Origin of the sequence: Acinetobacter sp. YH12227 (assembly GCF_013417785.1) — a bacterium.
Taxonomy (GTDB): Bacteria; Pseudomonadota; Gammaproteobacteria; order Pseudomonadales; family Moraxellaceae; genus Acinetobacter; species Acinetobacter gandensis.
This window is the reverse complement of the sequence record NZ_VPDH01000033.1, coordinates 1-19,660: the sequence shown is the minus strand read 5'-3', so window position 1 is coordinate 19,660 and position 19,660 is coordinate 1. Positions and strand designations below refer to the sequence as shown.

The window sequence follows — 19,660 nt, the reverse complement described above, 5'->3', positions numbered from 1 at the left end:
ATTTTCATTATGCTCCTCCTACTTGCTTTACATTTACCTTTGACAGTACCCATGTGATACCTAGCAGCAATACACCTGATAGCAGAATGGTGAGACTTTTTAATAAAAAACTGAGTCCTAAGTTGTAATACAGCATCCATAAACTAAAAATGAACAACACAATGCTTAGCGTTTTGACTAATGTTTGTTGATAAACCTGTGCCCAAGATATGAGAACCAATAATAAGAAAATTTCAAAGTAGCCCAGCGCAATGAGCACCATACCCAATAACAATAAAAGCCATTTTTCTCCCCCCAGATACTTTTGATCATATGTGATGTATAGGCAGAGCCAAATTACAGGTAAGATATAAACAATAAATAGGTAAGCAACACGATTATGTGATTGTTCAAAATAAAGAAAATTATTTGACAAGGTCTGCAACACGACACTCGCCAAGACAATAAATAACATCCATAACACAACGGTTTTGCGATACATTGATTGCAGCCAATATGCTGCAGTTATGAGCAAGATAATCAGTAGCAGATGGTTTAAACCTGTTACAGCTAAAAAGAGGTTTTCTTCACCCTGGATCATATCGCCAAAGCCAATGGTTGCAACAGCGAGACCATATCCTGCAATCAGTTGAATGAGTGCAATAAACCAATGCATACGACTCGATAGACACAGTAATATAAATCCAATTTGCAGGATGAAAATAAAGGCAATACTCTGCGTCAGCATCTCGCTATGAATTAATACCGCAGACTGTCCACAAACCCATAAACAATATGCAAATTGGCGACTAAAAATACTTTGCGCACGTCGAATAAGCCACCAAGCTATAGTAATGAAGATCAAACCCATTACAATGGAAAATGCTTTCCAATAAGTCAGTAATAGACTTGATAAAATAATACCTGCGAGCCATGCGCCAATCGCTAATGGAATAACAGCAAATTTCGTTTGTGGTAGAAGCTTCATCAACGCCAAACTAATTACGGCAAACCAAGCAAAAATAAGAAAAGCCAAAACCAGTATTCCAACAATCGAATCAGACAAAATATGTTCAGCCCATTGGAATATCAAAATACTAAAACTGGCTGCCAAACCTGCGGCTTGTAAACTGGTTTCTAATGCGCGATGTTGCAGATAAAAATAGAGGATCAGATAAATCGGTAGCACGATTGAAAGCAGCAAATACTGCCATTGATATTGTTCAACACCATTGCCGCAAAATAGAAACATGCTATACATCGACATTACTGTGACAAATGCAATAAATAGAAAGCGCAATGCTGAATAATATTTCAAACTGAACGTAAGAAAGAACGCCGTCAAAACATTCATACACAGCAAATACAATAATGAATGTTCTGACATTAAAAAGCTTTGTTTAAAATACAAAAATAAAGCTAATTGACTGACGATACACAGCAGCGCAAAAACACCTATATTGGGTCGATAGAGCCAAGGCAAAAGTAGCAATGCCCAAACCAAAAACAGCAAATAACTATCCGCACCTGTTTGATAGACCTGTCCAATCACAGCGAGACTTAAGCCAAGGAATAACCCGCTCAAAGCATCAAGACTTTGCCGTATCCATGTATGTTTAGTTAAATACACACTCGCAGCAGCGCTTAAAACCAGTAGTAAGATGGGTATCGCCAATTGAATGAATTTTGGCAGCATCAACCAATTTGCCGCAACTAAATACAGAAAACTCGCAGCAATCAACGCTAGACCAATCACTTGCAAATACTGAATAACCTGTACGTGTCGGAACAACCGCGTAGAGAATTCATGTTTAGGTTTAGAACTGTGCAGATTTAAATTTTGCTGCTGAGCATTATTGTGTGCAGTCATTTTTTATCATTATGAAATCACTGTTGATTTATCGGGAAGATAACATGCTTTGCTGCAGTTAATGAAAATGCTTACAAATCCAATCATTGAATTTATTTATCTAAAATTTTGCAAAGGATTCGGAGTATTAACACCCTATTCAGCCTAGAACAGGTCTATAATCATTTCACATCGCTTCAGGGCGGGGTGTAATTCCCCACCGGTGGTAAATTTGATTGATATATGCCAAATCAAAAAGCCCACGAGCGGATCATTTCATTATGATTCGCAGATCAGGTGCAAAACCTGAGCCGACGGTATAGTCCGGATGAAAGAAGACGACGTCACATCTCTATATCATTGATCATTTTCAATATATATCGTAACGCCACTATTTCACATGTCCTGAAATGTTCAATCGTATCTAATATTTACGCGAGCGTTTCAATGTCTAGTTTAATTCAACCCGAAATTTTCTTTTCTGCCCTTCCACCCGCAGAGCAACGTATGTTGCAAGCCTTAGAAGATATCCGTCAAGGCAAACCTGTACTTGTGATGGATGACTTTGACCGTGAAAACGAAGCCGACCTGATTGTGGCAGCTGAAACCCTCACCGTTGAAACCATGGCACGTATGATCCGTGATGGTTCTGGCATTGTATGCCTTTGCTTAACCGACGCCCATGCCAATCATCTAGCATTACCACCAATGGTGACTGACAATTCAAGCCAATTCAAAACTGCATTTACAGTAACAATTGAAGCAGCTGAAGGTGTAACAACAGGGGTCTCAGCGAAAGATCGCACCACAACGATTAAAGCTGCAATTAAAGACGGTGTCGTTGCAAGTGACCTAAATCGCCCTGGGCATGTATTTCCTCTTCGAGCTCGTGAAGGTGGCGTGTTGACGCGTCGTGGTCACACCGAAGGCACAATTGATTTAGCCCGTTTAGCCGGCTTAAAACCTGCTGGCGTACTCTGTGAATTAACCAATCCGGACGGAACCATGGCGAATGGTATTCAAGTTTTGGCTTATGCTCAAACCCATCACCTTACAGTGATCACCATTGAAGAAATTGTGCAGTATCGCTTAAAACATAATATTTAAAATAACCTCAACGGCTACTTAGCAGGTCTATTTAAATAGGCCTGTTCTTCATTTTAAATTTAGAGTTTTAAGGTTGTAAAAATGCCATATAGAGCAACCAATATCAGTATCACACCACAGGCTGCCAAAAGCTTTGAATACAAGCGTGATTTAGACAGCTTTTGAAAAGACAAGTACACCACAGACAACGTCGCGAAATCTAAAACAATCCAAGTCAAGGTCAGCATCGTTAAACTCAGATTCATATCCGGCGTTATATTCACAAACTGTGGGAAAAATGAGGCGAAAAAAATAATATCTTTAGGATTGGAAATACCGACCAAAAATCCCTGCTTAAACCCGCCATTCACTGCATGTAAAGGTAGGTCAGCATCCATCGAAGATTTATCAAAGACTTCTTTTAAAATACCGAGTCCAATATAAGCAATATATAGGCAACCGAATATTTTGATCAGACTTAACCACTGTTCATTAATATTTAGCATGCCTTTTAAGATCAGCACCGATAGTAAAATCAACACTAAGGAAGCAAGATTCGTCCCAAATATTGTTTGTAATGCCTTTTTATAGCCCCCTTTTAAGCCTGCACTTGCAACCAACAGCATGACAGGCCCAGGCGTTGCGATCATAATGACCACCGCAACCATATACAAAAAATATTCAGCAAAATTCAAAGTTCGTTTCCTTTTATTTATTGGCCTGCCTAAATGCGAACTCAAAAAAAAGAGGACTTAGTCCTCTTCTTCGATACTATGCAATAAATGCAAACTGATGCCATCTGCCCGTAAAAAGGCCAAATCATAACTGGCAGTCGCAAGTGCCAATACACGGCGCTCAAATTCATCCCATAACGGGCGAACATCTTTATAATGAATGCCTAGACCACTTTCATCGGTAAAATGACGATTTTTTTCGCATAGCTTCAAAGCATGATAAAGTTTGCGACCTTTCGTGGCATCTGTGCGTAAACGCACACGTTTTGACAGCACAAAAGCCTCAACATGTACAACATTCGCCATGGGCAACATTGGAATTAAAATTTGATCAAGTTGAGCATCCAGCCGACGCCAAATAGCGCTATGTTGTTCAGGGGTATAGGTATTCCATCGAATCACTTCATGATTAAATCGACGACAACCACGACAAACTGAATCACCAAATACCGTAGAGCAGCGCCCTGCACACGGGGTTAATGAGGCAATTCGACGATCAATACTCAAAACAAACTCCACAACATCACAAAGACTGCGTAATATGACCAACAGCGCATGACTATACACGCTAAAACCGTTGAATTGAAGCCACGTGAATATCGTATTTTAAAAGCCTGCAAGTCACTCGCAAATTCATGTAATTCACGATAGAATACGCCCCTTAATTTTTCCTGTTTTATTACTTTGGAGTACTCCATGAACGCTACTGTAGAACAGCTTGCACCTGTAGAACAGCAAGCGACCTCTGGTTGGGTTGTTGCCGCACTTTATCAATTCAAAGAAGTTCAAGATCCTGCTGATCTTCAGCAACGTCTTTTAGACTTGGTAAAAACCATCAACCTATGCGGTACTCTAATTGTGGCAGGTGAAGGCATTAACGGAACGGTTGCAGGTGATCGTAAATCCGTTGATGTGATCAAACAATTCCTTCTTGATGAAGGTTTTACGACAATGGAATATAAAGAATCACATAGTGAAGACAAACCATTCCGTAAAATGAAAATCAAATTGAAGAAAGAAATCGTGACTTTGGGCGTGGAAGTTAAGCCTCGCGATTTAGTCGGTCACTATCTTGATCCTAAAGAATGGAATGAACTGATTGCACGTGATGACGTGATTCTAATTGATACACGTAACGACTACGAATACAAAGCAGGTACCTTTAAGGGTGCAATTGACCCGAAAACTGAAACTTTCCGTGAATTCCCTGACTATGTGAAAAAAGAACTTGAGCAGCACAAAGATAAGAAAATTGCGATGTTTTGTACGGGTGGTATTCGTTGTGAAAAATCAACTTCATTGCTTTTGCAAGAAGGCTTCAATGAAGTCTATCACCTCAAAGGCGGCGTACTTAAATACTTAGAAGAAACCCCTGTTGAAGAAAGCATGTGGGAAGGCGAATGTTTCGTATTTGATGGACGTACCGCTGTGACGCACGGTATGGAAGAAGGCGAAAATATTAAATGTCACGCATGTGGTTGGCCACTCCTTCCTGCTGAAGTTGAACTACCAAGCTATGAACACGGCGTTTCATGCAAATACTGTATTGATAAAACATCTGAGCAGCAAAAAGCTGGCTTCCGTATGCGCCAATCACAAATTGTTGCGGCAAAACGTAAACGCCTCTAATTTTTAATTGTAAATTTTTAATAAAAAAGCCCTTTTCTAAGGGCTTTTTTTTACGCAAGTTAAACAATTTTAAAATTTCGCGACAATTTCACAGATTCTAGGTATATACCTGCTGCATTTAACAATTATAAGCTAATCCTAATCATTAAGTTCGACTAACAAATACAACTAGATACTTGAAAAGGATACTAATATGCCAAAAGTTCTAGATTCAACGGTACTGCCCGCAAGGAGATCACACAGTGTATCTCCGACCACAATAAATGCCAGCATGTACAAACAAGAAATGAATCATCCAGCACAACTGTTAATTGTCGCTGTAGGTATGTGTATTGGGGCCATTTTCGCCATCAGCATTGCCTACAATCTTCATATACAACCCACACTGTGGCATATCGGATTACTTACCCTTATTCCAGTAAGCATCGCATTACTATTACGCCAAGTGTATATCTACACGCTTATACATATGGAACAAGATTAACGCGTGGGTTTAACAACTCAGTTCACTGTTTTTCAATTCAAGGCGCTTTCAAAACATCAATGCATTCAAAAATAAAATACTTCATTGAAATAATGTGAAGCGCCATATTAGCTCTATGCCTCTAGCAATTCAGTCCTCAAACTAAAAAACAAAATAGCGCATCTAAAAATTAAAATCACTTTTCCATTTTTCGTTTCAGTCTAGTCGTCAAATTATCATTGTGTAAATGCATGAAGCACTTTACCTATTCAGTGATTACACTTAGGATGAATTACCATTTTTAAATCCAGACTGTCATGAACTTAACTGAATGGATTATTTCCATCATGGAACAATTGGGCTACTTCGGCATTGCCCTTCTCATGTTCCTCGATAATGTCTTTCCGCCAATTCCATCCGAAATTATTATGCCATCCGCAGGTTATGCTGCTTCACAAGGACAGCTCATGATCATCGGTGTCATCATTGCAGGCTGTATTGGTTCTTTGACTGCAGCTGCTTTGCTGTATTGGATTGGTTATAAGTTTAAACATGACAGTATTTTCCGTTTTGTCGATCGCTATGGAAAATACCTATTTATCAAATCACAAGACGTAGAAAAGTCCTTAAATTGGTTTGAGCAATATGGACACCGTATTGTATTTTTTGGCCGTATGATTCCTGCTGTCCGCTCCCTCATTAGTATTCCAGCAGGCATGAGTCGCATGCCTTTTTGGAAATTCATGTTTTTTAGTGGGTTAGGAACAATTATCTGGACCACATTTCTTGCCTATGTTGGTTTTTATTTTGGGGAAAACCAACAATTGATGCAGCAAATTTTTAGTAAAGTTGGCCACGTCATTATTGCAATTACAGTTATTATCATTGCTTGGATTTTTTACCGTCGCCATCAACGTCGACAGCGTTAATCTGTTTTTATTTTGGGGTTCGAATGAAACATTATTTATTACATTTTGCGGCAGTTTATAGCATTGCTTTGGTGCTTTTGGTTACAGTTTTAATGTTTGGTTTAAATTTGGGTGGTCTAACACTATTCCCTGCATTGATTGCTTCTGCTTTCATTTCCGCACGTCATTTTGTACAAAAAGAACATCGTCTTGCGACGAGTGATGAAAAAATTCAATTGGTATGGGGCTCAAGTGCCGTAGCAATCATCATTGGCAGTATTTTCGTATTCTTCCTCGTGTTGATAAATCCAAATGCTGAAGCCATTTTGAAAGCAGCTGATCAGGCAGGTTTAGGGCTATCAGCACTGATCATGCTATGTATGATTGCAATTCATGGTGTGATATTCCATATTGCCTATGGCTGGTATGCAACTTATTGTGCAAAAAAATTATAGTCATCGAAACATTCCAAAAAATACCATTGCCGAACCTAAGCAAAAGCTTTGGATGTTTTAAACTGATCCATGTTGTGTGATTCAATCCTTTTTAATAACGATAAAACGAAGTTTAAAAATGAAAAAATATATCCTGACTTTTACTGCAGCTTATGTGATTACGATGCTGGCTGTTGTTGCCATCGAGTCATTATTTGATTTACCTAGCGGAACATCCATGACCTGTTTAATTGTTGGTGGTTTTAGCGCTGCTGCAAGCTTTGTCAAAGACCGTCAACGTGTTCCTGATGAGACTGAAAAGAAAACTTTAGTTTGGGGCTGTCTACTTGCCTCAATCATCATCAGCATCATTGCGACATTAATTAGTATTGTTGTATTCCCTGAAACATTGGCATTTTTAAAAATGGCTATGACCCAGCTGCCCTCTTGGGTTTGGTTGATTGCGATCGCATTTACACTGCTTATTCACTATTTGATTTTGGCATTATCTTTTGGTTGGATAGCAAAGTACTTTTTACCCAAGACAACAGTATAAATGCTTATTTAACCCATAAAAAAAGCACCTTACGGTGCTTTTTTGAATCATTTGAAACACACTTGCAATGTAATTCAACATTGCACTGCAAACATTATGCTGGTGTGTGATACATCAAATACAACTCGTTCAAGTTAGTTGGAATTTCTTCTGCAAGTTCATCCATTAACTGACCATTACGACGGAAAGATTCCATTTGTGGATCTTCTTCGTCAATGCCACTGAACACCATAATTGGTAAAGTCAGGTCAACAAGTTGCTCTTCAAACTCATCTGTAAACCAAGCATCTTCGTTTAGGAACATAGCATCAACGAAACCAACACTCCAGTCACCAAGACTTGATTCAACATCTGCTTCTTCAATTTCAAACGGAAATTCAATACCGTCTTCATTCGCAAGATTTTGACGTATAGATTCAAGCCATGCTTTTACTTGTGCAATAATTTCAGTAGGAACTTTCTTTTGATTATTATCAAAAAGTTCATCCAACCATTTATCAAAAGTTGGGCCAACTGCAATTGCACACAAAAAACCATGAGTCGCTGCAAAATCTAGACCATGCTCGTTGTCATCGCCGTCTAGATAGTCACTCAAAAGGTCTAAATCTAAAGCACTCATTTCATATCCAGAGTTAGAAACTTAATGCGCTAGCATAGCATTTTCAGGCGCTATGCTAAACGTTAATTAGTCTTCTTCGTCATCAAAATCATCATCGTCGTCGAAGTCATAGTCAAAATCTTTAAGCTCACGCTCAAGACGACGTTGTGTAAGAAGTTCATCGATAAGACGGCGTTTTTCTAGCGATTCTTTCGCTGAAGTTTTCGCACTGGCCTCATCGAAATTCACATCATCATCACCGTAGTTATCATCTAGTTCAAAATCTGTAGAAGACACTGAAACTACCTCATAATGCAAAAAATTGAAGGGGTCTAGCCGCTATTTATATGGGTTATAAAATATTGTCAAGTTTTATTTAAAAAAAACATATTTAAAAGCGAAAAATAGGGCTTTTTTTCTTACTGAAATGTATGGCATGATATAATCCACCCTGCGTCCTTCTGTTTTATGACAGTTTTACAAAACTTTCAAAATAGGCGCGCGTATGGGATGAACTTGAAAACAACAAATTCACCCCCACCTTAAATTACTGAATTTATATTTTTAATATTTTATCAGTCAGCACATTTCGCTGTCAGAACTGATGAAATACTCAAGCTATTCACAAAATTTAAATGAGATGAATCGTGCACTTATGCACGGTTTTTTACTGCCACAGATTCACTGAAGAGTAAGCAAAGATGAGCGATATGACTTCCCCTACTTCTCAAGTAGCGGCGCTGATTAGCCGAGGCAAAGAGCAAGGTTACCTAACTTTCGCCGAGGTTAACGATCATCTCCCAGACTCGATCACAGAAAGCGAACAGATTGAAGACATCATTCAAATGTTGAATGACGTTGGTATTCCTGTGCATGATCGAGCTCCGGAAACTGACGATACAATGTTTGAAGGTGGCAGCGAAGCGACGGATGAAGTTGCTGAAGAAGAAGCTGCTGCTGTACTTGCATCTGTAGAAAATGAACCTGGTCGTACCACTGACCCTGTACGTATGTATATGCGTGAAATGGGGACAGTTGAACTGTTGACTCGTGAAGGCGAGATCAGTATTGCAAAACGTATTGAAGAAGGTATTCGTGACGTTCTTCACTCGATTGCTTACTGGCCAAACGCGGTTGAAGTAGTTTTATCAGAATACAAAGATTATGAAGCGGGCGAACGCCGTCTTGCTGACATTTTGTCTGGTTATCTCGATCCAGAATCAGATGAAGAAATTCCAGAAGTAATCGAAGAAGATGACGCTGATCTTGATGATGAAGATTCAAGCACAACGAAATCGACGAAATCGACGAAATCGACGAAAGATGTCAAATTAGATGACGATGAAGAAGACGAAGAATCTGAAGGTGATGACGATTCTGAAGGCGAATCTGGTCCAGACCCTGAAATTGCAAAAGCACGTTTTACTGAACTTGAAAATGCTTGGATCGTAACTAAAACTGCGATTGAGAAACATGGTCGTAACAGCAAAGAAGCTGCTGCTGCACTTGAAGCTCTTGCAACAGTGTTCATGATGTTCAAATTCACGCCACGTTTATTTGACATTATTTCTGACCTAATTCGTGATACGCATGATCAAATCCGTACTTCTGAACGTGAAGTAATGCGTTATGCAGTACGTCGTGGTCGTATGGATCGTACGCAATTCCGTACTTCTTTCCCTGGTCAAGAGTCAAATCCCGCTTGGTTAGAAGAACAAATTGCCAAAGCTCCTGCGGACATGAAAGGTTACCTTGAAAAAGTTCGTCCTGACGTTTTAGCATTCCAACAAAAAATTGCTGATATTGAAAAAGAATTGGGCCTTGACGTTAAAGGCATCAAAGACATTTCAAAACGTATGTCGATTGGTGAAGCGAAAGCTCGCCGTGCGAAAAAGGAAATGGTTGAAGCCAACTTACGTTTGGTAATTTCGATTGCGAAGAAATACACCAACCGTGGCTTGCAATTCCTTGACTTGATCCAAGAAGGCAACATCGGCTTGATGAAAGCGGTAGACAAGTTTGAATACCGTCGTGGTTATAAATTCTCGACATATGCAACTTGGTGGATTCGTCAGGCGATTACCCGTTCGATTGCTGACCAAGCACGTACTATTCGTATTCCAGTACACATGATTGAAACGATTAACAAAATCAACCGTGTATCTCGTCAATTACTTCAAGAAATGGGCCGCGAACCTACGCCTGAAGAATTAGGCGAACGTCTGGAAATGGATGAAGTTAAAGTTCGTAAAGTACTGAAAATTGCCAAAGAACCGATTTCTATGGAAACGCCAATTGGTGATGATGAAGATTCGCATCTTGGTGACTTCATTGAAGATGGCAACATCACCTCTCCAATTGATGCTGCAACTTCAGAAGGCTTAAAAGAAGCAACACGTGAAGTGCTTGAAAACTTAACTGAACGTGAAGCGAAAGTCTTGAAAATGCGTTTCGGTATCGACATGCCAACGGACCACACTTTAGAAGAAGTTGGTAAACAATTTGATGTAACACGTGAACGTATTCGTCAGATTGAAGCGAAAGCATTGCGTAAATTACGTCATCCTTCACGCTCAGAACATCTGCGTTCATTCCTTGAGAATGACTAACCTATCCATAGGATAATACAGGCTTGAATATGGGGGAAACTCCCCCATAATATGAGCATGTAGAGATAAAACAAAATACCTGCATCTTGCAGGTATTTTTATAAATGAGGTGTCCCATGACTGACATGACAAATCGTATGCCATCACGCGAATTGCAAGAACATCTTTGGGTGTTCCCGATGGACTATCCAATTAAACTGATTGGTCTTGCAGGTGAGGAACTCCGTCAAGCGGTAAATGATATTTTCTTGAAACATTTCCCTGAGTTTGATGGCAGTACCATGACTGTAACGCCTTCACGCACAGGTAAATACCATTCTGTAACTGCTCAGTTGCGTTTTATAGAGCTTGAACAAGTTCACGCAGTTTATGCAGACCTTGCAGCTTGTCCATTAATTAAGACAGCACTGTAAGTACTAAAAAACACGCTTTCGAGCGTGTTTTTTTATGTGAAAATAGAGCATTAAATTACAACTCAAACCGTTCAACGCCCCCATTATTCTGCCAATTCATTATAATAAAACTCTATGTTTGACCATAAAGGACGCAACACGCGTGACTGAGACTGCTCAAAAGCCAGAACTAATTATTCGCCAGTACAATACACTGACTCCCTATGAAGATCGCTTTTTAGAAATGAAAGCGTTGACTGAACAACGTGATGAACACACTGCGGATGAACTCTGGATATTGCAGCATCATGATGTGTTAACTCAAGGTCAGGCAGGCAAACCTGAACACATCCTCATGCATAGTAATATTCCTGTGGTACAAACCGATCGCGGTGGTCAAGTAACGTGGCATGGTCCTGGTCAGTTGGTCGCTTATTTCATGTTTGACTTAAATCGCTTAGGTTGGAACGTGCGTACGCTGGTTTCCTATGCAGAAAACTTGATGATCGAACTGCTGAAAAAGTACGGTATCGACGCTTATGCCAAGCCTGATGCACCTGGTGTTTATGTTGCAGAACGCAAAATTGGTTCACTCGGTTTTAAAATCCGTAAAGGGCGCTCATATCATGGTTTAGCATTAAACATTGACTGTGACTTGTTTGGATTTCATACCATCAACCCATGCGGTTATGCAGGTTTAGAAATGGTACGTATACAAGACTTAGTTCCAGATTATCCAAAATTTGCAAACTTGTGCGTCGATATCATTGATACTTTGAAAAACAGCGGTTACTTTAAAGACGTAACCGTCAAACAACTATAAAGACTTTGCTTTCTAATACAAAATAATTTAGAGTATTTACTCTAAATAGATAATTATAGATAAGGGATGATCGCGTGATTGCAACTAAATCCGTTAAACCCGCCCTCCAACAAGCCTATGTCAAACTCATGATGGATGTAATTGGCAGAGGCTTGGTCATGGCGAGCCAGGTCGATGAAGAAATTAAACAGGAAGTGGCTAAATTTCCTGTGAACTTCATTCTCTCTATGAATGTATTTCCAAATGGTGCTGCATTTGTGGCACAGGTAACTGAAGATCATCAGCTAAAGCTGCTGATACCGGGTAGCCAAAAACCTGATTTAACCATTACCTTTAAACATTTGACCCATGCTTTTTTAGTGTTTTCCTTTCAAGAAAGTACAGCTCAAGCCTTTGCTAATGACCGTATGATTGCAGATGGTGATTTGTCTTATGCGATTCGATTAGTACGTTGTCTTAATAAAATGGAAGCGCTTATTTTGCCAAAACTGGTGGCTGAACTTGCAGTTAAAGAATATCCAACACAATTAAGTCTAAAAGAAAAACTCAGTGGTGCTGCAAATATCTATTTGAAGGTAGCCCAATCTTATTTAAAGCGGAGTGCATAACACATGGCTAAACCATATTACGAATTTTTCTGTCCTGTAAAAGTGATTGCTGGCCATGCTGCTTTAGAACACATTCCCTTTGAACTTGCCAGCCTCGGCTCAAAACGCCCGATGATCATTACTGACAAAGGTGTCCGCAGCAATAATTTACTTGCACCCATTGAAGCTGCGTTCGAGAGCACAGATGCTGTGATTGGTTTTATCTTTGATGATGTTCCACCGGACTCTAGTCTTGAAACCGTTCGCAAAGCAGCACAGCTTTATCGAGACAACAATTGTGATGCAATTATTGCCATTGGCGGTGGTTCAGTTATTGATACTTCTAAAGCGACCAATATCTTGGTGTCTGAAGGCGGCGATGACTTATTAAAATATTCAGGTGCGCACAATTTACCAAAGCCATTAAATCCTTTCTTTGTGATACCAACCACATCAGGTACGGGCTCTGAAGTCACAATGGTTGCCGTGGTATCTGACACTGAAAAGAATGTCAAAATGGCCTTTGCATCTAACTACTTGATGCCACATGCTGCTATTTTAGATCCGCGTATGACACAAACATTACCGCCGCATCTTACTGCAATGACAGCAATGGATGCGATGACACATGCGGTTGAAGCCTATACGTGTATGGCGGCAAACCCAATTTCAGATGCCTATGCCACTGCTGCCATCAAAAAGGTTAGCAATAGTTTATTTAGTGTATTAGATAATACAACCGATGCACATGGCCGTTTAGAATTGGCACAAGCATCAACAATGGCAGGAATTGCTTTTTCAAATTCGATGGTTGGTTTAGTCCATTCATTGGGTCATGCTTTAGGTGCTGTTGCTCACCTGCCCCATGGATTATGCATGAACTTATTCTTGCCTTATGTGCTGGAATACAACAAAGAAGTCAATGGCGATAAAATTGCAGAATTATTATTACCTTTAGCTGGCCCAGACATTTATGCACAGACACCAGCACATCTTCGTGCAGATAAAGCAATTTCAACGATTTTAACTATGCGTGATCGCCTGTATAGCTTGACCAAATTACCACGTACTTTGAGTGAAACAGGTAAAGTGACTGAAGCACAATTAGATGAAGTTGCCGAAAAGGCACTGAATGATGGTTCTATCATTTACAACCCGAAAGAAGCCAGCTTAGAAGACCTAAAAAGTATTCTAAAAAAAGCTTGGTAATTACTGAAAAATAAGCGAATATAGCGACAAATTTAAGCCTGATGTTTTTTTAAACATCGGGCTTTTCACTTGCAGAAACAAAGAATAGTCAGTTTTTTAACCAAATTGGCATAATTTCTGCTAAAAACAAATTCAAAGTTACTGACAAAATGTTCCATTTACAGTAGATTGGCGCACTTTTGTTTTAAAACGTAGGGGGGATCGTTCGTCTCAAACGATCCTTAGAACATGACTGATCCTTGATCAACGATAAGAGGATAACGCCGTTGACAAATTTTTCTGGGACTCAATCGGCAGCTAAACTGCAAAAAACGCTTGGACTCTGGCACATTATTATTATCGGTTTGGCTTACATCCAACCAATGACTCTATTTGATACTTTTGGTTTAGTATCTGAAGAAAGTCATAGACATGTGCCGACTTCTTACATTATTGCCCTTATTGCAATTCTGTTTACCTCGATTAGTTATGGTCATATGATCCGTCGCTACCCTTCTTCGGGTTCTGCGTATACCTATGCCCAAAAATCTATTCACCCGAACGTAGGTTTCATGGTGGGTTGGTCTTCTTGGTTAGACTACCTATTATCTCCAATGGTAAATATCATTCTTGCAGTGATTTATCTTGAAGCCTTATTCCCAGAAGTTAACCATTGGGTTTGGGTAATTGTACTGACAGCATTCATGACAGGAATCAACCTGCGTGGTGCTAAATTCGTTGCAAACTTCAATGGTTTGATCGTATTCGTACAATTAGGTGTTATTGCTTACTTTACTTGGATGGTATACAGCCTATTGGCTGGCGGTGTAAATGCCGACGGTACATTGGTTAATGCGCAATACCAATTATGGAGTTTAGAACCATTCTGGAATGAATTAACCAGCGTAGGTGCATTAATTACAGGTGCAACCTTACTCTGCTTCTCATTTACAGGTTTTGACTCATTAAGTTCACTAGCTGAAGAAACTAAAGATACTGAGAAGACTTTACCTAAGGCAATTTTCTTAACTGCCTTAATTGCAGGTGTGATCTTTATCATCAGTACTTACTTCATGCAAATCTATTTCCCGAACGATCCAAAAACATACTTTGAAGATGTTGCTGCAACGCAACCTGACATTCTTCAAGCAGTTGGTGGTGTAGCATTTAAGACTGTTGTACTTTACTTTGCAATTGTAACTGTAATGGCATCGGGTATTTCTGCTCATGCGGGTGTATCACGTTTAATGTACGTTATGGGCCGTGATGGTGTTATTAATAAGAAAATCTTCGGTCATATTAGCCCGAAAAATTTCACCCCGTCTTATAACATCATGATCGTTGGTGCTGTTGCATTAACTGCAGGCTTCATGGATCTTGATATCGTTATTTCGATGATCAGTTTCGGTGCTTTGACTGCATTTACATTCGTGAACTTGTCTGTAATTTCACGATATGCGCTGCGTGATGGTCGCACCAAAAATGCCAAAGATATCTTTAGCTTCGTAGTTATTCCACTACTTGGCTTTATCAGTATCTTTGCAATGTGGTTGGAAATTGAAGAAACTGCATTGAAATACGGTTTATGGTGGGCAATGTTTGGTATTTTATACCTTGGTTATAAAACCAAAGGTTTTAAACACCCAGCGCCGCAACATAACGAATTTGATGATAAATTCTAATCAAGTTTATCTCTAAACAAAAAAGGCGCTTTAAGCGCCTTTTTTGTTGTTCTAAATATACCAATTAAGGTTGTATGGCTTTTCTAGATTGCTGAAATTGAATTGAAATTTCTTCACACTTGTCTGGTGTATTGCCTTTTAATTCAACCGATGCTCCATCACCGTGTGACCATATACCATCTTCAACAGTCTCTAAATTTACAGCTGCTTCAAATACATGCTGTTGTTGTGAATAGAGTTTGATATCTATAGGTGTATCACATACTTGTTTTGGAAAATATGGTCTAACCTGCTCGAATAATTGCATGGTTAATGGCATATCACATTGCAAATGAATGGTGACTGGTACGCTATTGGTATTTTTTAAGATCAATTGAACATTTTGCGAATTAAGATCCGCTTGGGCAGCAGGTATTTCTACATACGTTTTTGTGTCAATCGACTGACGATCAAATGGATTGAGGAAGGTTAATTTACGTTCCACGCCATAACAAGAATCCTGCACGGAAGCAGAAAACTCTAAATATCGTGTCCCCAAGATAATTGTTCCGCGGCCTTCCCCTGCATGACCGATATCAATGATTGGATCACCTGTACCTTCAATTGAAACCCCGCCACTGCGAAAAAACTCTATGTCACAACCCGCTAAAACGCTGATCAAGCCACAAAGGGTTAAAGTCTTAAAGTTTAATTTTCGTATCATGTTGATAAACTCCAAAGCGAAATACACGATTTGCTTCAGGATTTCCCTCATCCATTTCGCAACGCTCCGCGGCAAGTTTGAAAAGTTGTAGTGAGTATTTTTGCCAAAGCTCTAAACTCATTTCATGTAATTTATTAATCGATTCTTCTGTTAATTCGTCAGCACAAATGGCTTGTTCTAAGTATGGCATTTCATCAGGATTCAATAAATTATGCAAACCTGCTTCTAAATGCGCTTGAACGTTTCGAGTTAAAATTTTGCGTGCTTCTAATTGTGAAGGATCTGGAATAAAACGACGCTGTTGTAAATATACCTGCCCATCTTTTTCTGTCGCAATTTCAAGCCTTATAAGCTCGTTGAGTACTGAACGCGGATGACGTTCTGTTGAAATTCTTTTCACCAGCATTTCAAAGCTATTTTCTGACTCACTGCTAAATGGTAAACAATCCCCCCAACCTTCTGCTAACCATAAACCAATCACACGCGATGGCACACTAATCGGTTCAGACACAGTTGCATCTTTCAGCGCTTTACCTTCGGAAATCACTTCTTTATAAGCCGTGACATCTTTACGATGCAGCCCTGAAAGTAAACTAATTGCTGATATTGTTGGTTTTTGATCAATACGCTCAAGTTCATGCACAGCTTGTTGAAAAAATATAGGCTTCAATGCAGCAGTAAACTCAGTATATCCAACACCTGATCGTATCAACCATTGGCTCAACTCATTCATCAGCACCAATACTTGCTGTAAATTTTGATCTGCCTCATTGGTGAGAAGTTTGCTCATTAAATTGCCATGAAAATTAGACTGCATAAGTGAAATTTTCGCATTATTTGTTCTACTGCACAATTTTTATCTGATGAGATCTTGAGGGTATTCAGTAAAAAAATCATTCTTTACATTAAAGTGCGTAAATGACACGCTGATCGATATATCCAAACTTTCAACGCTATGCCACCACCCAATCGGTATAAATAAGGTTTCTCCTGGATGCACTGTACACTCAATAGGTGTGACCTTTTTCAACGATGGATATTGAAAAAAATCAGCCTTTTTTAAATCTGTAATTTCACTAAATACCCACTGATCGTTATACATATATGGCATTTGCCAAGCAGGAATTAAGGTCACTTTCTTACGACCATAGATTTGTGCCAACAAATTATTGGTTAAGTCATAATGCAGTGGCGTAAATGTGCCTGCTGGCCCAAACCAAAGAAAATGTCGATCTGTTTGTACAGTTTGACTATAGCCTGTTGAAAAGTCAGCGAGATCATCTTTCAATTTCAATATGAAATCTTTATTTTGAGCTGCATTATTTGCCGTCAAATAAATATCATTTGTCTGTTCAGACAATTTTATTTTTTCAACAAAATCTTGCATCAAAATAATCCGCTTAAGTTGTACCGACTTTTTTTCAAAGTCTTGATGTCGTGTTCTGTCCATCTGAACTTCTACAAGTTCATTTTTGAAAGTTTGTGAAAAATAGTCAGGTGACCATTTACTCAGTGCTGGCCAATGATCTATACCACCTTGTAAGATTACAGGTTGCATTTGGCTATAAAAATCTTGAATAAATGTTTTGAAATTTGGTGTTTCGATACGCTCGATATGATTTGTGGTTGTTGCGTTCAATGTTTTAAGTTGTCCTATTACACTCAACAACCAACGCTCTTTGTTTTGTTGCTGTGTTACTTTTTTCAATCTTTTAAAAATAACGTTATTGTTTATTTGCTTTAAAAAATGAATGATCAAATGATTTGAAATATTTTCTTGCTTATTTTTTTCTAATATTTCTGCAGTATTTAAACCATTCAAGCAGTCATCTAATAATACATTTTGCAGATGCACTGGTAATTGCTCTATTGGAGCAAAAGTATCTGTATAGCTAACTGGACTAAATCCATGTGCTTGTAAAATTTCACTTATTTTTTCTGTATTACAACCGTTATCAATGTTTTCAGTCAACCAGTCTTGCCATTCCGTTGGTAAAGATTGATACCAAATTTGACTATGCTGAATATTCTTATACTGGCTTTCTAAGTTCATCTCACTATCTCCACCCTCTTTACAACTGAAGTATAAATGATCTATTTTAAAAATGCTAAATTTTCGCATTTTAAAATTATTTAAACACAGTGGATGTTATCAGCCCCTATAAAAATAGCGCTAGATAACTCAACAAAGGAGAAAGTTAATGAAAATTAGTTACTTAATACTAGCAAGTAGTCTCTCTTTGATTTGCATTCAGACTAATGCTGGCTTTGCAGATACCATGCGTGATTTACGCAGCACCCTGAGCCAATTTAATGAAACTTCAAAAGAGGTTTCAAATACAGCCCGTGAATGGACAGGTAGTCGAACGAATAACACGTCAAATTATACAAATTCTAGTTTCACCGTAGGCCAACAACTTCGCCCGAAAATAAATAATCTTCCGCTTTATCAAAGTGCCGATAAATCTGGGGTAGTTTTGAACAAACTGTCAAAAAGTGCGGATATTATTTTTGCTGGGAATGCGACCAAAACTGGTCTAATCGAAGTCACTACAGAATACGGCAATGGCTGGATTGAATCTCACCTTGTGCAATAAATCATTTCTGAAAAAAAGCAAACATCAAAAATAGCTGTGCATAACAATTTCTTTTATCGAGCACTAGTCATGAATAACATCAATAAAATCAGCATTATTACTGCTGTATTTAGTACTTTGGTCGGCTGTGGCGGCTCCAATAATGATGGCCCATCACCAACGCCGACACCGACACCGACACCGACACCGACACCGACACCGACACCGACACCGACACCAACACCAACACCAACACCAACACCAACACCAACACCAACACCAACACCAACACCAACACCAACACCAACACCAACACCAACACCAACGCCAACGCCAACGCCAACGCCAACGCCAACGCCAACGCCAACAACTGTAGCGGATAAATTCACAGGAGAGTGGATTCAAGGAAACTCTGCTCTCGGTAATAGTAATTGTGATTTACCACAAATTTCCATTCATAAAACCAGTGAAAATTCAGTCAGTTCACTGAACGAAGAACTAAAATATGCTGAACACAATAGTTCAAGCAAAACCTGCAGCGGTGAATTTATTTCCAAACGTTATCAATTACTGCATGACATGGTAATCAGTGATATCCAACCTGCTGCAGCTCTAAATAACTTTGAATATCATGCCATTAAGTTTCAACCAGTCAGAGATGGAACAACCAGCAACCGTGTCCTGACTTTTTTAAATAGTAATTCTTTTTGTGTGATTAATGCGACGACTTCAAATCCAGGTGGTGTTTCAAAAAGTATGCTGAAAAAAAGCAGGTTGAATTTTGATAAAATAGAGAAATGCAAATAACTCTAGAAATCAAATGTCCAACCTGCCTCAGTGACAGTATAAAGAAAAATGGCATCA

22 protein-coding genes and 1 riboswitch are annotated in these 19,660 nt (G+C 39.0%); of the genes, 14 read left to right on the top strand and 8 right to left on the bottom strand.

All coding sequences use genetic code 11. The annotated features are described in order from the left end of the window. Positions 1 to 7: 7 nt before the first annotated feature. Entirely contained in the window at positions 8 to 1,849 is a 1,842-nt protein-coding gene (locus FTV09_RS08980) for a DUF2157 domain-containing protein (RefSeq protein WP_180058078.1), read from the bottom strand. 169 nt (positions 1,850 to 2,018) lie between these two features. Further along, a riboswitch (FMN riboswitch) is annotated at positions 2,019 to 2,172 on the top strand. A gap of 103 nt (positions 2,173 to 2,275) precedes the next feature. Here FTV09_RS08980 and ribB point away from each other — a divergent pair. Then, the gene (ribB, locus tag FTV09_RS08975) at positions 2,276 to 2,935 is read left to right on the top strand and encodes a 3,4-dihydroxy-2-butanone-4-phosphate synthase (RefSeq protein ID WP_067764297.1); all 660 of its coding nucleotides are present in this window, start codon (positions 2,276 to 2,278) and stop codon (positions 2,933 to 2,935) included. Positions 2,936 to 2,994: 59 nt separating this feature from the next. Here ribB and FTV09_RS08970 read toward each other — a convergent pair whose 3' ends face one another. Both FTV09_RS08970 and FTV09_RS08965 read right to left on the bottom strand, forming a co-directional pair. Then, positions 2,995 to 3,609, bottom strand: a complete 615-nt coding sequence (locus FTV09_RS08970; RefSeq protein WP_180058076.1) for a LysE family translocator — start codon at positions 3,607 to 3,609, stop codon at positions 2,995 to 2,997. Positions 3,610 to 3,666: 57 nt separating this feature from the next. Continuing rightward, positions 3,667 to 4,155, bottom strand: a complete 489-nt coding sequence (locus tag FTV09_RS08965) for a DUF1289 domain-containing protein (protein ID WP_180058074.1) — start codon at positions 4,153 to 4,155, stop codon at positions 3,667 to 3,669. Positions 4,156 to 4,344: 189 nt separating this feature from the next. Here FTV09_RS08965 and FTV09_RS08960 point away from each other — a divergent pair, with 189 nt between their 5' ends. The 5 genes from FTV09_RS08960 (at position 4,345) to FTV09_RS08940 (ending at position 7,638) form a co-directional block, all read left to right on the top strand. Beyond that, positions 4,345 to 5,277 carry a rhodanese-related sulfurtransferase gene (locus tag FTV09_RS08960; protein WP_180058073.1) on the top strand — a complete coding sequence of 311 codons (933 nt, stop codon included), beginning with the start codon at positions 4,345 to 4,347 and terminating at the stop codon, positions 5,275 to 5,277. 193 nt (positions 5,278 to 5,470) lie between these two features. After that, the gene (locus FTV09_RS08955; protein ID WP_180058071.1) at positions 5,471 to 5,761 is read left to right on the top strand and encodes a hypothetical protein; all 291 of its coding nucleotides are present in this window, start codon (positions 5,471 to 5,473) and stop codon (positions 5,759 to 5,761) included. A gap of 296 nt (positions 5,762 to 6,057) precedes the next feature. Continuing rightward, the gene (locus FTV09_RS08950; RefSeq protein ID WP_180058069.1) at positions 6,058 to 6,669 is read left to right on the top strand and encodes a DedA family protein; all 612 of its coding nucleotides are present in this window, start codon (positions 6,058 to 6,060) and stop codon (positions 6,667 to 6,669) included. A gap of 23 nt (positions 6,670 to 6,692) precedes the next feature. Then, positions 6,693 to 7,103: an ABZJ_00895 family protein gene (locus tag FTV09_RS08945; protein WP_067764315.1), complete on the top strand. Its 411-nt coding sequence runs from the start codon at positions 6,693 to 6,695 to the stop codon at positions 7,101 to 7,103. A 118-nt stretch (positions 7,104 to 7,221) separates the two neighbouring features. Continuing rightward, positions 7,222 to 7,638, top strand: coding sequence for an ABZJ_00895 family protein (locus tag FTV09_RS08940; protein ID WP_180058067.1), 417 nt, complete (start codon positions 7,222 to 7,224; stop codon positions 7,636 to 7,638). Positions 7,639 to 7,732: 94 nt separating this feature from the next. Here FTV09_RS08940 and FTV09_RS08935 read toward each other — a convergent pair whose 3' ends face one another. Together FTV09_RS08935 and FTV09_RS08930 are read right to left on the bottom strand one after the other, a co-directional pair. Next, positions 7,733 to 8,257, bottom strand: coding sequence for a YecA family protein (locus FTV09_RS08935; protein WP_067764321.1), 525 nt, complete (start codon positions 8,255 to 8,257; stop codon positions 7,733 to 7,735). 66 nt (positions 8,258 to 8,323) lie between these two features. Further along, on the bottom strand, positions 8,324 to 8,533 hold the full coding sequence (locus tag FTV09_RS08930) for a PA3496 family putative envelope integrity protein (RefSeq protein ID WP_067764324.1): 210 nt from the start codon (positions 8,531 to 8,533) through the stop codon (positions 8,324 to 8,326). A 404-nt stretch (positions 8,534 to 8,937) separates the two neighbouring features. Here FTV09_RS08930 and rpoD point away from each other — a divergent pair, with 404 nt between their 5' ends. The 6 genes from rpoD (at position 8,938) to FTV09_RS08900 (ending at position 15,517) form a co-directional block, all read left to right on the top strand. After that, positions 8,938 to 10,845, top strand: a complete 1,908-nt coding sequence (rpoD, locus tag FTV09_RS08925; RefSeq protein ID WP_067764327.1) for an RNA polymerase sigma factor RpoD — start codon at positions 8,938 to 8,940, stop codon at positions 10,843 to 10,845. Between the two features lie 125 nt (positions 10,846 to 10,970). Then, positions 10,971 to 11,258, top strand: a complete 288-nt coding sequence (locus tag FTV09_RS08920) for a YbeD family protein (RefSeq protein WP_067765004.1) — start codon at positions 10,971 to 10,973, stop codon at positions 11,256 to 11,258. Between the two features lie 142 nt (positions 11,259 to 11,400). Next, on the top strand, positions 11,401 to 12,060 hold the full coding sequence (gene lipB, locus FTV09_RS08915) for a lipoyl(octanoyl) transferase LipB (RefSeq protein ID WP_067764330.1): 660 nt from the start codon (positions 11,401 to 11,403) through the stop codon (positions 12,058 to 12,060). 74 nt (positions 12,061 to 12,134) lie between these two features. After that, positions 12,135 to 12,668 (top strand): hypothetical protein, encoded by a 534-nt coding sequence (locus FTV09_RS08910; protein WP_180058065.1) that lies wholly within the window; start codon positions 12,135 to 12,137, stop codon positions 12,666 to 12,668. A gap of 3 nt (positions 12,669 to 12,671) precedes the next feature. Continuing rightward, the gene (locus FTV09_RS08905; protein WP_180058063.1) at positions 12,672 to 13,856 is read left to right on the top strand and encodes an iron-containing alcohol dehydrogenase; all 1,185 of its coding nucleotides are present in this window, start codon (positions 12,672 to 12,674) and stop codon (positions 13,854 to 13,856) included. 266 nt (positions 13,857 to 14,122) lie between these two features. Next, a complete protein-coding gene (locus FTV09_RS08900) occupies positions 14,123 to 15,517 on the top strand; it encodes an APC family permease (protein ID WP_067764338.1) in 1,395 nt (464 codons plus the stop codon). A gap of 64 nt (positions 15,518 to 15,581) precedes the next feature. Here FTV09_RS08900 and FTV09_RS08895 read toward each other — a convergent pair whose 3' ends face one another. From FTV09_RS08895 to FTV09_RS08885, 3 genes are all read right to left on the bottom strand, one after another. Next, positions 15,582 to 16,220, bottom strand: coding sequence for a hypothetical protein (locus FTV09_RS08895; RefSeq protein ID WP_180058061.1), 639 nt, complete (start codon positions 16,218 to 16,220; stop codon positions 15,582 to 15,584). After that, positions 16,198 to 17,010, bottom strand: coding sequence for a DUF6502 family protein (locus tag FTV09_RS08890; protein ID WP_180058059.1), 813 nt, complete (start codon positions 17,008 to 17,010; stop codon positions 16,198 to 16,200). Before FTV09_RS08890 ends, FTV09_RS08895 begins: the two co-directional genes overlap by 23 nt. 66 nt (positions 17,011 to 17,076) lie before the next feature. Beyond that, a complete protein-coding gene (locus tag FTV09_RS08885; protein ID WP_180058058.1) occupies positions 17,077 to 18,273 on the bottom strand; it encodes a cupin-like domain-containing protein in 1,197 nt (398 codons plus the stop codon). A gap of 148 nt (positions 18,274 to 18,421) precedes the next feature. On the opposite strand from FTV09_RS08885, the gene FTV09_RS08880 reads away from it, so the two are divergent. After that, positions 18,422 to 18,817 (top strand): hypothetical protein, encoded by a 396-nt coding sequence (locus FTV09_RS08880; RefSeq protein ID WP_067764350.1) that lies wholly within the window; start codon positions 18,422 to 18,424, stop codon positions 18,815 to 18,817. A gap of 69 nt (positions 18,818 to 18,886) precedes the next feature. After that, positions 18,887 to 19,603 (top strand): hypothetical protein, encoded by a 717-nt coding sequence (locus FTV09_RS18295; RefSeq protein ID WP_180058054.1) that lies wholly within the window; start codon positions 18,887 to 18,889, stop codon positions 19,601 to 19,603. Positions 19,604 to 19,660: the final 57 nt, after the last annotated feature.